Origin of the sequence: Halobacillus kuroshimensis DSM 18393 (genome assembly GCF_000425705.1) — a bacterium.
Lineage (GTDB): Bacteria > Bacillota > Bacilli > Bacillales > Halobacillaceae > Halobacillus > Halobacillus kuroshimensis.
This window is the reverse complement of record NZ_AUDY01000009.1, coordinates 91991-105995: the sequence shown is the minus strand read 5'-3', so window position 1 is coordinate 105995 and position 14005 is coordinate 91991. Positions and strand designations below refer to the sequence as shown.

At 46.7% G+C, this 14005-nt stretch carries 15 protein-coding genes; 7 read left to right on the top strand and 8 right to left on the bottom strand.

Features of this window, described 5'->3' with window-relative positions:
* Window positions 1-5 precede the first annotated feature (5 nt).
* From H615_RS0108585 to H615_RS0108575, 3 genes are all read right to left on the bottom strand, one after another.
* Entirely contained in the window at window positions 6-830 is an 825-nt protein-coding gene (locus tag H615_RS0108585) for a carbohydrate ABC transporter permease (RefSeq protein ID WP_027954768.1), read from the bottom strand.
* On the bottom strand, window positions 830-1690 hold the full coding sequence (locus tag H615_RS0108580; protein ID WP_027954767.1) for a carbohydrate ABC transporter permease: 861 nt from the start codon (window positions 1688-1690) through the stop codon (window positions 830-832). Before H615_RS0108580 ends, H615_RS0108585 begins: the two co-directional genes overlap by 1 nt.
* Window positions 1691-1866: 176 nt before the next feature.
* Complete coding sequence (locus tag H615_RS0108575) at window positions 1867-3180, bottom strand: ABC transporter substrate-binding protein (protein ID WP_027954766.1); 1314 nt, start codon at window positions 3178-3180, stop codon at window positions 1867-1869.
* A gap of 358 nt (window positions 3181-3538) precedes the next feature.
* Between H615_RS0108575 and H615_RS0108570 the strand changes: the two genes are divergently transcribed.
* Window positions 3539-3973 carry an Hsp20/alpha crystallin family protein gene (locus H615_RS0108570; RefSeq protein ID WP_027954765.1) on the top strand — a complete coding sequence of 145 codons (435 nt, stop codon included), beginning with the start codon at window positions 3539-3541 and terminating at the stop codon, window positions 3971-3973.
* Here the strand turns inward: H615_RS0108570 and H615_RS0108565 are convergent.
* Complete coding sequence (locus H615_RS0108565) at window positions 3967-4407, bottom strand: Hsp20/alpha crystallin family protein (RefSeq protein WP_027954764.1); 441 nt, start codon at window positions 4405-4407, stop codon at window positions 3967-3969. The two genes, H615_RS0108570 and H615_RS0108565, sit on opposite strands and share 7 nt — an antisense overlap.
* A 43-nt stretch (window positions 4408-4450) precedes the next feature.
* Here H615_RS0108565 and H615_RS0108560 point away from each other — a divergent pair, with 43 nt between their 5' ends.
* The 3 genes from H615_RS0108560 to H615_RS0108550 are packed head-to-tail and all read left to right on the top strand — an operon-like array spanning window position 4451 to window position 5275.
* Window positions 4451-4651, top strand: coding sequence for a hypothetical protein (locus tag H615_RS0108560; RefSeq protein ID WP_027954763.1), 201 nt, complete (start codon window positions 4451-4453; stop codon window positions 4649-4651).
* A 5-nt stretch (window positions 4652-4656) separates the two neighbouring features.
* Window positions 4657-4980 (top strand): hypothetical protein, encoded by a 324-nt coding sequence (locus H615_RS0108555; protein WP_027954762.1) that lies wholly within the window; start codon window positions 4657-4659, stop codon window positions 4978-4980.
* Between the two features lies 1 nt (window position 4981).
* The gene (locus H615_RS0108550; RefSeq protein WP_027954761.1) at window positions 4982-5275 is read left to right on the top strand and encodes a hypothetical protein; all 294 of its coding nucleotides are present in this window, start codon (window positions 4982-4984) and stop codon (window positions 5273-5275) included.
* Window positions 5276-5528: 253 nt separating this feature from the next.
* On the opposite strand, the gene H615_RS0108545 is transcribed toward H615_RS0108550, so the two are convergent.
* The gene (locus H615_RS0108545) at window positions 5529-5774 is read right to left on the bottom strand and encodes a hypothetical protein (protein ID WP_027954760.1); all 246 of its coding nucleotides are present in this window, start codon (window positions 5772-5774) and stop codon (window positions 5529-5531) included.
* Window positions 5775-6563: 789 nt separating this feature from the next.
* Here H615_RS0108545 and H615_RS0108535 point away from each other — a divergent pair.
* The gene (locus tag H615_RS0108535) at window positions 6564-7328 is read left to right on the top strand and encodes a sugar phosphate isomerase/epimerase family protein (protein WP_027954758.1); all 765 of its coding nucleotides are present in this window, start codon (window positions 6564-6566) and stop codon (window positions 7326-7328) included.
* A 44-nt stretch (window positions 7329-7372) separates the two neighbouring features.
* Here H615_RS0108535 and H615_RS0108530 read toward each other — a convergent pair whose 3' ends face one another.
* Window positions 7373-7702, bottom strand: coding sequence for a helix-turn-helix domain-containing protein (locus H615_RS0108530; RefSeq protein ID WP_027954757.1), 330 nt, complete (start codon window positions 7700-7702; stop codon window positions 7373-7375).
* 241 nt (window positions 7703-7943) lie between these two features.
* Here H615_RS0108530 and H615_RS0108520 point away from each other — a divergent pair, with 241 nt between their 5' ends.
* Both H615_RS0108520 and H615_RS0108515 read left to right on the top strand, forming a co-directional pair.
* Complete coding sequence (locus H615_RS0108520; RefSeq protein WP_027954755.1) at window positions 7944-8666, top strand: CBS domain-containing protein; 723 nt, start codon at window positions 7944-7946, stop codon at window positions 8664-8666.
* 91 nt (window positions 8667-8757) lie between these two features.
* Entirely contained in the window at window positions 8758-9129 is a 372-nt protein-coding gene (locus H615_RS0108515) for a PilZ domain-containing protein (RefSeq protein WP_027954754.1), read from the top strand.
* Window positions 9130-9427: 298 nt separating this feature from the next.
* Here the strand turns inward: H615_RS0108515 and H615_RS0108510 are convergent, their stop codons facing one another.
* Window positions 9428-12505, bottom strand: a complete 3078-nt coding sequence (locus H615_RS0108510) for an efflux RND transporter permease subunit (RefSeq protein WP_027954753.1) — start codon at window positions 12503-12505, stop codon at window positions 9428-9430.
* A complete protein-coding gene (locus H615_RS0108505) occupies window positions 12492-13838 on the bottom strand; it encodes an efflux RND transporter periplasmic adaptor subunit (protein ID WP_027954752.1) in 1347 nt (448 codons plus the stop codon). The genes H615_RS0108510 and H615_RS0108505 overlap by 14 nt, the downstream gene beginning before the upstream one ends.
* Between the last annotated feature and the right edge of the window lie 167 nt (window positions 13839-14005).

Here is a 14005-nt window from a genome sequence, read left to right as displayed (position 1 = left end):
CTCTTTTATTTAACAGCACCCTCTGATACACCATTGATGATCTGCTTCTGTGCGAAGAAGTATCCGATGATGACCGGCAGGATGGCAATGGTAAGTCCAGCCAGCGCCAGGTGCCACTGTTTCGTATATTGACCGAAGAAATAGAACATCTTCAACGGTATCGTTGCGTTGGATTCGTTAAGAACAAGGGATGGAAGCAGGTAGTCGTTCCAGATCCAGATGACATTCAAAATAGCTACCGTAACGGAAATCGGTTTGAGCAGCGGGAAAATGATGTACCAGAATGTCTGGAAGCGGTTCGCTCCGTCGATGATGGCCGCTTCATCCAGGGATTTCGAAACCCCTGTCATCGCTCCGTGATAGAGGAAGATGGAAAGGCTGCAGCCGAATCCGAGATACATGAAAATCAATCCGCCGGCGTTCAGCATGTCAGCCTGTCCAAAGATCGATACAAGCGGAATCATGACAGACTGGAACGGAATAAGCATGGCGGCCACAAAGATGAAGAAGATCACACCGCTCAGCTTACTTTTATTTCTCGCCAGCGCATAACCGGCCATGGACGAAAACAGGATGATGATTGCAATACTGAACCCTGTGATCAAGAGCGAGTTGAAGAGTGACTTCAGGAATTCAAGATCAATAAACGCTTCGACGAAGTTTTCAAAAACCGGTTCACTCGGGAATCCGAGGACCCCGCTGAAAATGTCCCGCTTCGTTTTGAACGCGTTGACAATCATCAGGTAAAATGGCGATATCCAGATCAATCCTAGCAGAAGGCCGAGAATTTCTATCGATAGTAAATTTCTTCTCTCTTTGTTCTTCTTCATTACATCTCAACCTCCCGCTTCTTGTTGTAATACACCTGAGTCAATGCAATCACAGCAACGATCAGGAAGAAAATAACCGCTTTTGCCTGGGCATAGGCCATATCGTTGTCGGAGAACGCTGTACGTACGATTTCCATCGCTACCATCTGCGTGGAGTTGAATGGTCCACCGTTGGTCAGAGACAAGTTCTGGTCGTAGATCTTAAAAGCCATGGACAATGTAAGGAACATACTAACCGTAAAGGCTGGTGCGACAAGTGGGAACGTAATATTTTTGAAGCGCTGGAAACTGCTTGCTCCATCAATTTTCGCCGCTTCAATCAGTTCTTTCGGAATGTTTTCAAGGTAAGCGATGTAGATGATCATAATGTAACCAGCCATCTGCCAGGCTGTCAGAATGACAAGACCCCAGAAGCCGGTATTTGTGGTGGACAACCAGCCGTCAAAACCTTCAATTCCTGTAATTCCGGCAATATCCCCGAACACACTGATGAAAATGAACTGCCAGATAAAACCGAGGATCAATCCACCGATCAAGTTCGGCATAAAGAAGACGGTCCGCAGAAGACTGCTTGATTTAATATTCCGTGTCACAAGCAGAGCCAGACCCAGTCCCATAACATTAAGCAGGATGACCGTAATAAGGGCGAATTTCACAGTGAACCATATGGAATCCACGAATTCACTTTCCTGAAACAGGTTGATGTAGTTCTCAAACCCGATAAAAGCTGTAGCCGTAATTCCATTCCAGTCTGTAAATGAATAGAAAAGACCGTAGAAGAATGGGATGACGACGACAATCCCCAAACCAAGAATAACCGGTGTCAAAAACAGCCAGAATGATAAGCTGCGGTTCTGCATGTACAACTCCTCCAATACATGATGCGGTAGATGCCGCTGGTTATGGTATCGATTTCATAAAAGAATAGGATCAAAACATCCCATCTATTAACATACTTACTTCGGCAAATATCCTAATAGAGGAGAGTTTTATAGTTCCGGCAGCGGCATGGCCGCCGCCGGTCACCAACATCCATTTACTGTCGGGCTTTTTCCCAGGCTTCTGTTGCTCTCTGCTCCACTTCTTCCCAAGTGATATCGCCGGCAATGTATTCCTGCATCGCTACACCCATCGCGTCTTCTGTCCAGCCTGTAGGAGCGCCGAGGAAGACCCATCCAAGTGTGTTACCTTCACTTGCATACTCGTAGATCTGCTGGGAAATCGGATCGGCAATCTCAAGATCCTCGTAGCCTTCGTAAGCAGGAATGAATTTGAATTCTTCTGTTACGAATTTCTTACCTTCTTCAGATGTGTACATCCAATCAAGGAAGTCTTTACTTGCTTGAACCACTTCATCTTCAGACTCTTTGTTCACAACCCAGTAGTTTGGTACGCCGACAGGGATACTGCCTTCATAACCTTCCACTGGAATTGGCAGGATGCCTACGTTGTTTTGAGCAAATTCTTCATCCATGGATTCAACCGTGTTGTATACCCAGTTCCCCTGCTGAATCATGGCTACTTTTCCAAGGGAGAAGTTTTCTTCCACCTGTTGGGAATAATCCAGGCTCAAAACAGGTTGGACGGAATATTCTTTCTGGAGATCCGTGAAACGTTTCATCTGGTCACCCATTTTGAATTCGACTGTATCGGCTTCATAGGCTTCCGTCACACTGTGATTGAACTCATCAGCTAAGTATGCGTTGGAAAGGTGGTTACCAAGTACCCACTTTTCTTTTGCTGCGAAGGCGATCGGTGCTTCGATTCCAAGCTCATCCTTTTTGGAATCCAGGGTTTTCAAGGCTTCTTCGAAGGCATCAAAGGTTGTGATTTCTTCTGCGTTGATTCCGGCCTCTTCAAAAACTTCCTTGTTATAAAGCATGCCGTAGCCTTCCTGGTTGAATGGAAGTCCCAGTACCTGATCATCGCGGGATACGCCTGTCAGGGTTCCTTCCAATGCAGCTCCAGCGGCTTCTGTATCAGATAGGTCAGCAAGGTACTGCTCGTATTCGTCTACATCCGTCGGCCCACCTACGTTGAAGATGTCAGGCTCTTCCCCTGAGGAGAAGGATGTTTTCAGGGAAGCCCCGTAATCATTTCCTCCACCAACCGTTTTTACGTTGATATTTACATCAGGATTTTCTTCTTCATACATGGAAACAAGCTCTTCAAACTGATCCTTGAATTCTACTTTGAACTGGAAAACATCTACAGTTGTCTGATCGCCGGATGCACTATCAGAGGATCCTGAATCTCCGCTGCTGTCAGAACCGAAGGAACAGCCTGCAAGAGCAACAGTTGAAGCGAGTACAGCGGTAGCAAAACCCGAATAAAGTTTGTTCTTTTTCATTACATCCACCCCTATTTTCTATTAATCATTGAATACGCTTTCATATCACATGAAAAAAAGAGAACCATTCCGGCGATTTTTGTGCAACGAATCGTGCATACGTTTGCACAAATGCTATTAAAAAAAGCTCGCCGGCTTGTCCATTGAATATAAAGAAGAGTGCTTGATATTCATGTGAATACGTTTGCATAAAATTCAATGACCACTTGAGTTGATTAAATCATAACATGTGCCTGTCTTAAACACAACACAATTTTTCAAATAATTCCTGAAACGGGCAGCGCTTTCAACAGACGGTTTCCTTCACGGTTATGGGAAGCCCGTCCTCCACATAAACTAATGAAATGAGGTGATCGATATGAAGAAAAAGAACAATTCCATCAACTGGGAAGCTTTCTCTGAAAATGTTGAAAAAGTTCTGGGAGAAGACTTCTGGAATGATATGCACCATGTCATTCCCAAACGCGGACCATCGTATGATTTATTTGAAACAAAGGATCAGGGCGTCATTGTCGTTGAACTCCCCGGGTTCAGTAAAAATGATCCACTCCATCTTTCCCAGCAAGGGACACACCTCATAATTCAAGGCGAAATCACCCCTCATTATCCAGTACCTGTAGAAGAGCTCCATCACAATGAACGAATGAAAGGAAAATTCAAAAGAGTCATTCCAATCCCTTTCCATTTTGCATTTGAGGATGTTGTCACTTCCTATAAAGAGGGCCTGTTGGTTATTACTATTTTCAAACGTCCGCACCGTCAGGAGATGAAGGTCATTTTTGAAGATCAATAGTGCAGAAAAATTTCTTTTTCATCGGTTTGTTTTTTCTGCAGACGGATCTCAATCCTGCCTTCCCGATATTGGGCGTAGACGTTTCTTCTGCTGGTTGCCGCCGGAAGTTTAATGGTCATCCGGCCGGCTTCCACGCCCTCCACATACAAATATCCGCTGCCGACGCTCAGTCTGATCATATCCGGATCCACCGGGTGACTGAGGGCTACTGTAACCACAACTTCATTCATCAGTTCCACAACTTTAACCTGATCCAGCTCCTGTTCTTTCTTCAGGTGTGGTTCATGATGAAAAGGAGTGGAAGACAAGGCTTCCTTCATCGACTGCTGGAGAAAGTCATTCATTTTATCGCCATTCATCCAGTTGGGAACGGGACCGTTCCAGCCGCCATCTTCACCACCAACCGGATTGAACCATTTCATAAAGTCCATCATGCTTATCTTTCCCTTTCATACATTAGTCATAGGAGGTGATTTCATGAGCCGCATCCATTTTGGTCAGCTGTCGATCCACCAGGTTTCCAAATCCTCAGGAGTTTTTTCAGGTGCGAATTTCCAGTCCGGCTTCAAGGCACACGCCCGTGTGTATGAAGGGAATGGAAAAGTCGTCGGGCATCGCAACTCCCTCCTCCATAATAAACACTTAATAATGAAACGCCCTTCTGCCGATGGGGATTAACCGCTATGTTTTTTTCACGAAAGCGGCGGGATTCCACTAAAAAAACAGACGACTTGGAAAAACAGATTGAAGAATTAAAAGCAGCTCTGCAGCAGGTCAAAGGACGTCCGATTGAATACCACATCCATATTGACCATGTAACAATCAAAGAACCTTCACTGGAACAACTGACCTTTCAGCTTGATCAACTCGATATTGAAGAACTGAGCGGTGCATTGAACATGGGGAATAACTTCGGGGTCCACGTAAAACCCAAGGCCTCTCCCGCCCCAAAGCTCAGACAAACCAATGACGGATTGAAATTCACCTTCCCTTCCAAGGAGGAGTAGGATGGCTTATTTATCACCGAATTTTTTCATCGGAAGTATCCGGGTCGGAACTATAGAAAATGCTTCCTGCTTAAACATGGGGAATAACGTACCTACAGGTTTTGAAGGGCATCAGAAACTCAACCAAGGGTTCGGAACCATTCACGGGGACGGAAATACACTGGAAGAACTAAGATCCATCCTCAGCGACTCGGCGCTGCTTGATTTCATGTCCAAACAAGAAGACACGGAACTGCCGGAATGGATTCAAAAAATGATGGAAGAAAAAATGAGAGAGGCTCAGGAAGCTGAATAGTTCCCGGGCTTCTCTTTTTTCTTATGATCTGAACTGTAACTGGTGACAGGCATATCGATCAGATCATTGTCATACACCACATTGATGTTGCACGAAAGAATGTTGCCGTCTCCGATCACGCTGCCGAGCGCTGCATTTAGTTTTTCATGACTGCTCCAGTTTGACTGGGTATTGGGTCCAACGAAGATGCCCGAGTTCTCAACAATCTGATTGACGTAAATAGAATCGAAGCGAATGTCGATATGCGTCCCTCCTACACTTGAACGTTCGGTTGAGGGTTATTCACTGTAGGGTTATTAATCGGAGTATCTGTGAAGTCATTATCAAAAATCGTATTCACATTATTGGTAGCAATGAAAAATCCGACAGGAATACCAGCTGCGTTATTGTTCTTGCCCTGCCACGACCAGTCCGGCTGGTTATTCTGACCAGTGGATATCAGGCCATTCTCGCTTAGTGAATTGACAGCAATCTGATTAAAGACGACGGATACAGGCATTTCTATTCACCTCACCTTTTCTAAACTATCCTATTCCCCAGTCACCGGAATGTGTCACTCCCTGAAGTCATCGGTCTCCATGTTATAACAATCGAAACATAAGGGTATAGAAACGTGAACGTCCTGCTTGAAGATTACATCCTCTTCCAACAGTTCCTGCTTGCAGCTCCAGCAAAGGGAACGAAATCCATTCAGGGTTTTCAAAGTATGTTCAACCGTTGTCACCTGGGTCACTCCTTTCTGTTCGGTTGTAGTATAGGGGATTTTTCCAACGGTGACGAATGCCCATTCATCATCATTCAAAGAAGCTCCCGCTTACTTTTTTTCGTTTGGGTTATCGTTTTTTCATTTTTGGAAGGATTTTGGAGTGTAAAACGCAAAAGTGTTTATATAAAAAGCTCTGTTAAAGTCTGTTGTTGATATTTCAAACGATTACTAAATCGTCTCCGTCTGGAATTAGGGGTCCGGTCCGTTGTTTACTCAGAGCATGGGATGGCAGGGAAAACCGTCCCTTTCGTAGTGGTTTAACGGACTTCGGTTATGTCCTTTCTAACTACCCTTCTTTGAAGAGGCGGCCTTGGGAATGGCGGGACTCCTGTGGGATAAAGGTACATCGTGAGACCCCGGAAGGTGCTGACTGAGGAGGCTCACGGTACACCACGGAAAGGGAGTCATTCCCAAGGCCGCCTCATACGAATCCCATGACAGAAAGGGGTGATCTGAGCTCACATGTTAATTAACAACACCAAGCAATAACAGAGCCATATAAAAAGAAAGGGGAATGAAATCATGACCACCATACCATTCGCTGTCCAGCTTTATACATTAAGGAACGAAACAGAGAAGGATTTTGAAGGGACGTTAAGGAAAGTAGCAGATTTAGGCTTCCAAGGCGTTGAGTTTGCCGGTTTCGGTGGACTCTCTCCTGAGAAAGTAAGAGCGCTTCTCGACGAGCTGGGACTAAAAGCAGCTTCCAGTCACGTTCCCCTTGAGGAACTGAGGGGCAATTTGACCCAAGTGATTGAAAACCATAAGATCATTGGAAGTCCTTACATCGTGTGTCCTTACATCGAGGACAGGGAGCCCGGGGATTACGAGGCACTGATTGAGGATTTGAAAAACATCGGGGCTGTCTGCCGTGATCATGGCCTTACATTGTGCTACCATAATCACGATTTTGAATTGACTCCGCTTCCCGATGGAGCCGTTCCTTTGGAAAAAATCTTTCAGGAAACCGGTCAAGAGGACGTACAGGCGGAATTTGATATCTACTGGATTCAAAAGGCCGGTGGGGATCCCGCAGCCTGGATCGACCGTTACCAGGGGCGCACACCGCTCATCCACTTAAAAGATATGACACTGGATGAGGAGCAGTTTTTTGCGGAACTGGGAACAGGAGGCGTCGATCTGGATACCATTTTCACCCTTGGAGAGAAAAACGGTGTGAAATGGTGGGTGGTGGAGCAGGATGAAAGCCGCCGGACCCCGATGGAAAGTCTTGAGATCAGCATGTCCTACGTCAAAAATAAATTCCCATCTTTACTAACAAACTGAATGTTACCAGAAAAAAACCTGACTGAGCGCATCCAGTCAGGTTTTTATTTATTCTGATGAATTCTCCATTTGTTAAATTCTAAAAATTCACGGAACTGCTCTTTGGATATCCCTGAATTCATGGCTTCCTGGACAAGTGTCATCCAGTCCTGATCCAGTGTTTCATCCATCGGCTCTGATTCGCCGTGAAGGAGAAAATTAATGGAAACATCAAGCTCCTGTGAAATTTTTGTCAGGAATTGTATCGATGGATTCGTCTGGATGTTCCGCTCGATCGAGCTCAAATAAGACTTTGCGACCCCTGCTCTATCCGCCAGTTCTGACAGCGACATATGTCGGTCTTTACGTATTTTCTGTATGCGTTCACCGATCATATTTTCACCTTCTTTCTATGTACTACGAGTATAGCATACTTACGTTCTTCGTTCTATTTAAAGCACGTTTTTGCTTTGAAACGTGTCGAAAGTAGTAAGCCGCATTCCCCCACTTTTTCATTCTACCTATTATTATCGGCTTCGACAAAAAATTCTTTAATTTTTTGTTCTTCATCATATCAGGAATTGATACCACCGAAAACAGAAATACTATAAACAAATCAAAAAAAAGGTGATTTGCATGCATGATATTGTAGAAGAGTTTGAAATAACCTTCAATCAAATCCACCAGCACCTGAAGGAACTGAACGGATATCCTAAAAACGACAATTTCGTAGAGCTGCTTCAGCATTCCAAACTGAAGCACAGTGTCGTCCGTGTTCATTTTGACCAGCTTAAACAATATGCCAAATTAAGAAACGCCATTGTCCATGAACGGATCAGCGGGGATTATTATATCGCCACGCCGCATGAAGATGTCGTCCATCATTTGAAGAGCATCCAAAAGATTCTTGAGCAGCCGCCTGAAGCTCTGACCTTCGCTACGCGTCCTGTCCTGTTCTTTAAGACGAGCACGAATCTGCTTCATATTATGGAGGCATTCAGCAAGCACGGCATATCCCAGTTTCCCATCTATGATGACAGCCATCACTTTGCCGGACTCCTGACTAATGACGGCATTGTCCGTTTCCTTGCACAGACGACTGAAAACGGAGGTAATCCCGCCCTTCACGTACAGGCCTCCGATGTTCTTGGCTATGAGAAACATGCCAATGTTCAATTTCTCTCCGCGACCGCCTCAGTATTCGACTTGGAGGAAAGGTTTGAGAAGAGCCTGAATGAAGATAAGAAACTGAAAGCGGTCATTCTTACGAAAACAGGACAATCGGATGACCTTCCTATGGGAATCGTTACAACATGGGATTTGATTAAAGTCGATAGGAGGGAACAGGATATTTCGTAATTCGGAATTTTTAACTTATTAAAGATTGAATCCATGTATTCAGGAGTATATGATGGACTTAACTGACCATATAAGAAAGAGGTGGCCGACGTTGCACGAAAGAAGACAAGAACCTTTCAGATATCCATTCCAATCACCTCTCCCTGGTTTTTATAACAAGAAATTCAGCCCACAGGTATCGGGGCCGCTTGAGGTCAATGATATCAGTCTGAACGGCATGCGCTTTACCTCCTCCCCGGAGCCTCATTTGTCGATGAGAGATGAAGTGATGATCTCGTTTATGATGGACGGGGAAACCTTCACCTTTGAAGGCCGGATCATCTGGCTGAAAACCAATGAAGAGAAAACAACGTGTGGTTTACATGTCTTTGATTACCCGGGCCGTTTGAAGAATAAAATTCAAGAGCTTGGAGATTCCCTCTCAGAACATCAAAAGACTCAAATAGAATCGAAGTCTCCTTAACATGAAGATTTGTTTAAATTCTCCTTTTTCCATCGTCCCTTTCAAGAATTCCGGAAGATCCGGGGGCTACGCACATGTAGCAGCAGGTGTGGATGAAAACGTCCCGCTTTCCTGTCGTGGAACCAGGACCTTTCCTCGGTCAGGACCTTCATAATCCCGCCTCGTATCTTCTACTGTGGAAGTTCAACGTTTCCACCACCCTTTACGTAAAGTGCTCGTACTATTCTTTTCACTTGAATTGAGGCTGTTGTCATAGAATGAAAAAGGGTCTTCCCTGCGTGGGGAAGACCCTTTTCGTTTATTCTTTCGCCGATCGTTTTCGGAAGAATCCTGTAATTTTTGCTGACAGGTCATCAAAATACGTATAGACAACCGGAATCAAGACTAATGTGAAGAAACTGGAGACGGTAAGTCCGAATATAATGGTGACGGCCAGTGGCTGCTGGGCTTCAGCTCCACGTCCGATACCGATGGCCAGAGGGACCATGCCTAGAACCGTTGTCAGCGTCGTCATTAAAATTGGACGCAGACGGCTTGGTCCAGCCTCCAGAATGGCTTCATACCTGTCGTAGGATTTTCTGCGAAGTATATTTATATAATCCACTAAAACAATGGCGTTGTTCACGACAATCCCCGCCAGCATGATTATCCCGACAAAGGCCGGCAGACTGAATGGAAGTCCTGTAATGAACAACCCACCACTGATCCCGATAATGGTAGCAGGGAGTGAGAACATAATGATGAATGGGAACAAGAAGTTCTCAAACTGCACAGCCATGACCGCATAAACGAGAAACACAGAGAATAGCAGCGCCAGGGATAAATCACCGAAAGCTTCCTGCATATCCTGCGCCTGGCCGCCAATCGTGTAGGAGTATCCATCCGGGAAATTCAAGGAATCCAATTCTGCCCGGACTTCCTCGGTCGCTGTTCCCAGATCAACATCTGAGATTTCCGCTTCCACGTTTACCTGGGGCTGCTGATTTTCTCTCAACAGCGAGACTGGCCCCTGAACCTGGTCCAACTCGGCAATCGTCGCAAGCGGAACCAAGGCTCCGTTCGGTGTTTGGACCGACATCCCCTCCAAGTCCGCAATCGTCTGCCGCTCCTCCTCTGGAAGCAGGAAGCGTACGTCTTTTTCATCCTTACCATCCCGGTACCGGGTAGCAATCTGTCCATTGAATCCAAGCTGGACCTGGCTGATCACCTGCTGCTCGGTCAGCCCATATTGAGACGCCTTCGCCTCATCGACGGTAATATTCATCTGCGGGCGGCCTTCATCCGTAGATGAAGCGGCGTTTTGAACACCGTCCACTTCATTCATCAAGTAGGTGACCTGCCCGCCAAGTTCATCAAGCACTTCATATTCAGGACCGTTCAACTGCACTTGAAGAGGGGCTCCTGTCCCCAGTCCTGCATCCAGTTCACTGACTTCAATTTCAGCTCCCGGAATATCAGACACAGCTTCGTCCATTTCCTTCATCACCGTCTGGGTCGTTTTCTCTCGTTGATCAGGTTCGACCAGTTGAATGGTGTAGGAAGCAAAGTCGGAGGTACTTGCGCCGAAGCCGCCCATATTACCTCCTCCGATAGACAGGTAACGGACATCCACGAGATCTTCGAAAGTATCCAGCTGCTCGTCCACCTGAGCGGTCACAGACTCTGTTTCATCCAGCGACGTCCCCGCCGGCATGTTGACCCTTATTTCGATCTGACCCTGGTCGGAAGGAGGGATAAATTCCGTGCCGATCAGAGGAACCAGAGCAGCACTTCCGACGATCAGAGCTCCTGTAATTGCGATCGTCGTTTTCCGAAACTTCAGTACCCAGCGCAGCATCGACCGGTACCCATCGTTCACTTTATCGAGGAATCGATCGAACCAATACCGTCGCCCGCTTTCTTTCAAGGACTTTGTTAACAGCTTCGAGGACAGCATCGGAATTAACGTGACCGACACAGCCAGCGATGCAATCAGAGCAAACATGATTGTCAGCGCAAGCGGAGTAAAGAGTTCCGAGGCAATCCCTTCAACAAAAATGATCGGTAGAAAGACAACGAGCGTTGTCGTAGCTGAAGCAACAACAGCGGGAGCAAGCTCTGAAGCTCCCTGTTTAGCTGCTTCCACCATCGAGTACCCCCGCTGACGGTAGCTTACGATATTCTCCAAAATAACAATAGAACTGTCCACCATCATACCGATCCCAAGAGCCAGTCCTCCCATCGTCAGCACGTTCAGCGTCTCTCCTGTGAAGTACATTAATGTGAAGGTCGAAATGATGGCGATCGGAATGGACAGACCAATGACAAGCGTCGCCCGGATACTTTTCAAAAATAGCAGCAGGACGAGCACGGAGAAGATTCCTCCGAGGATGATGTTCAATACGACACTGTTAATGGATATTTTAATAAACTCCGATGTATCCAGAACGATATTCGTTCCGACTTCCTCTGGAAGGTCACCCTGCACTTCATCAAGGGCTTCCCTGACGTTGTCCGCCGTTTCCACTGTGTTGGCTTCCGATTTTTTCAAAATGGAAAGAACGACCGATGAATCACCGTTTACTTTACTCACCGTATCAGAGTTCGTCAGTGTTTCACTGACATCTGCGATTTGATCAAGGGTAACCTGGGCACCTGTCTGTGATTGAATTCTCGTATTCTTCACGTCGTCAATCGAGCTGAACTCACCGTCCACCCTGATCTGAAGGTCTTTCTGCCCTTTTTCGATTGTTCCGGCAGAGGCGGATTGGTTGGAGGCATTGAGCGCCTGGATGACCGTTTGTGAATCGAGTCCATACTGGGTCATCTGCGCACGGTCGACAAGCACCTGGATTTCACTCACCTGACCGCCTTCAATACTGACGGAAGCGACCCCTTCCTGCCTTTCCAGAAACGGAACAATCCGGTTTTCCGCTACCTGCTGTAATTCATCCGGTGTATCTCCCGAAAGGCCGATGGTCATAATCGGAAGCTGCTGTGGATCAAATCGCAGCACACTTGGATCCGAGGCTCCTTCAGGAAGGACCCCGGTGATTTGATCCACATTTTCTCTTACCTGTAGAAGCGTGCTGTCCAGATTGACTCCTGTATTAAACTGAAGAAGGACAAGAGACGCTCCAGCCTGTGATTGAGACTGAAGCACCTCCAATCCTTCAATACTGCTGACAGACGATTCCACCGGCCGGCTGACCAGCTTCTCCACCTCCTGCGGGGCCGCTCCTTCGTATGAAGTAGATACGACCGCAATCGGAAGCTCAATTTCAGGATATAAGTCGATGGTTAAACTTCTTAATGAAACGAATCCAAGGCCTAAGATGGCGGCCACAATCATAATGACACCCACAGGTCTTTTGACGGATAAATTAACGAGCTTCATCAGAATCCTCCTTCATGATGGTCACCTGTGCACCATCTGAGAGGGTCAGCTGTCCTGTAGTAATAACCTCATCCTCTGCGGAAAGGTCACCAGAAACGGCAGAGAAATTACTCTGTGATTCGATCACTTCCACATCCACACGGACGGCCTTCTCTTCTTCTACTTTATATAAGAATGTCTCGTCATTTTGTTCAACAAGACCGTCTGTAGGAATAATCAACGTGTCCTCTACGACATTTTCGGGGAGCAGGAAGGAAGCCATCATCCCCGGCTTGATTTTCTCCTCGGCATTCTCGACCGTCGCTTCAACTGGATAAAGGCCGGTATCGTCGGGAACAGAAGAGATATAATCGATGACTGCCGCTGCTTCTTTTTCCAAAGCAGGAAGATCGACTTGCAGCTCCTGTCCCTTTTCAAAAAGATCCAGCTGTTCAGGAGTGATGGAAGCAGAAATAGTCATCGGGTTCAAACGAACAATTGTTGCAAAGGGCTGCTGGTTGGTCACCGTGTCCCCTTCTTCTGCACTCAGACTTGCGACTTCACCTGTCACAGGGGCTGTGATCGCCTCATTCGCTGCCTGTTCTTCAGCCTGGTTCAACTGCACATTCGCCTGTTCTACTTGAAGTTCCGCCTGGTCGACAGCCACCTTAGCCTGGTCGAGCTGCTGCTGCGCCTGATTCACTTGAGCTTCCGCCTGAGCAACGGCTGAAGAAGACTGTGACTTCTGTCCTTGTAGCTGCTGGTACTGAGCCTGAGCTTGATCAGCTCGACTCTGCGCCTGATTGTAGAGAGCTTCTGGGATGGTCCCTTCATCCACCAGTTTTTTCGTTTCATCGGCAATCTGCTGCGCCTGCTCATACTGCTGCTCTGCAGCCTCTGCCGCTTGAGCGGACTGGCTGGCTTCTGACTGAGAGGCCTGTTCTGCCAATTCCACCTGGTCTTCTGCGTTCTCAACGCCAAGCTGAGCTTGTTCTTCAGAAATCCTGGCATTCTCAAGCTGTTTTTCTGCCTGGCGGACAGCAATCTCCTGAAGTTCTACCTGATCCCCCACATTTCCACCGGGTCGAACGACGGCTATCGTCTCCCCTTTTTCCACACGGTCCCCTTTAGCGATATTCAAGGTGGCCACTTCCCCTGGTGTCTCGGGCATCACCGGGGAGGAATCAGGCGAGGCCGCGCGTCCTGTAATTTTCCGTTCAATAACGAAATCCTCGTTTTGAACACGATCCACCTTCACCGGAGTCACCCGTTCTTCTGTCTCTTCCGAGCTTTCCTCCTGCATACAAGCGGTTACAAAGAAAAGCAGTATAAGTAGTAGCAACAACCGTTTCATTAAAGACTTCCCTTCCGTAGTAAGACTCCGCGGTCCCATCATTTTCCTATCTATATTTTCCCTAATACCTTCCGCAAACATACGACAAAGTCCCACTGTTTTTGTGGGAGTGACCAAATAGTCACAATTATGAATTATGTTACTAAAGTGTGAAATGTATTGCAACT

What these genes read in the sequence shown, in the direction of transcription:
- H615_RS0108580 (WP_027954767.1), bottom strand. Translation starts at nt 1,690, where the DNA reads ATGCAGAACCGCAGCTTATCATTCTGGCTGTTTTTGACACCGGTTATT.
- H615_RS0108520 (WP_027954755.1), top strand. Translation starts at nt 7,944, where the DNA reads ATGCATGATATTGTAGAAGAGTTTGAAATAACCTTCAATCAAATCCAC.
- H615_RS0108550 (WP_027954761.1), top strand. Translation starts at nt 4,982, where the DNA reads ATGGCTTATTTATCACCGAATTTTTTCATCGGAAGTATCCGGGTCGGA.
- H615_RS0108570 (WP_027954765.1), top strand. Translation starts at nt 3,539, where the DNA reads ATGAAGAAAAAGAACAATTCCATCAACTGGGAAGCTTTCTCTGAAAAT.
- H615_RS0108565 (WP_027954764.1), bottom strand. Translation starts at nt 4,407, where the DNA reads ATGATGGACTTTATGAAATGGTTCAATCCGGTTGGTGGTGAAGATGGC.
- H615_RS0108535 (WP_027954758.1), top strand. Translation starts at nt 6,564, where the DNA reads ATGACCACCATACCATTCGCTGTCCAGCTTTATACATTAAGGAACGAA.
- H615_RS0108505 (WP_027954752.1), bottom strand. Translation starts at nt 13,838, where the DNA reads ATGAAACGGTTGTTGCTACTACTTATACTGCTTTTCTTTGTAACCGCT.
- H615_RS0108555 (WP_027954762.1), top strand. Translation starts at nt 4,657, where the DNA reads ATGTTTTTTTCACGAAAGCGGCGGGATTCCACTAAAAAAACAGACGAC.
- H615_RS0108510 (WP_027954753.1), bottom strand. Translation starts at nt 12,505, where the DNA reads ATGAAGCTCGTTAATTTATCCGTCAAAAGACCTGTGGGTGTCATTATG.
- H615_RS0108560 (WP_027954763.1), top strand. Translation starts at nt 4,451, where the DNA reads ATGAGCCGCATCCATTTTGGTCAGCTGTCGATCCACCAGGTTTCCAAA.
- H615_RS0108585 (WP_027954768.1), bottom strand. Translation starts at nt 830, where the DNA reads ATGAAGAAGAACAAAGAGAGAAGAAATTTACTATCGATAGAAATTCTC.
- H615_RS0108575 (WP_027954766.1), bottom strand. Translation starts at nt 3,180, where the DNA reads ATGAAAAAGAACAAACTTTATTCGGGTTTTGCTACCGCTGTACTCGCT.
- H615_RS0108545 (WP_027954760.1), bottom strand. Translation starts at nt 5,774, where the DNA reads ATGCCTGTATCCGTCGTCTTTAATCAGATTGCTGTCAATTCACTAAGC.
- H615_RS0108530 (WP_027954757.1), bottom strand. Translation starts at nt 7,702, where the DNA reads ATGATCGGTGAACGCATACAGAAAATACGTAAAGACCGACATATGTCG.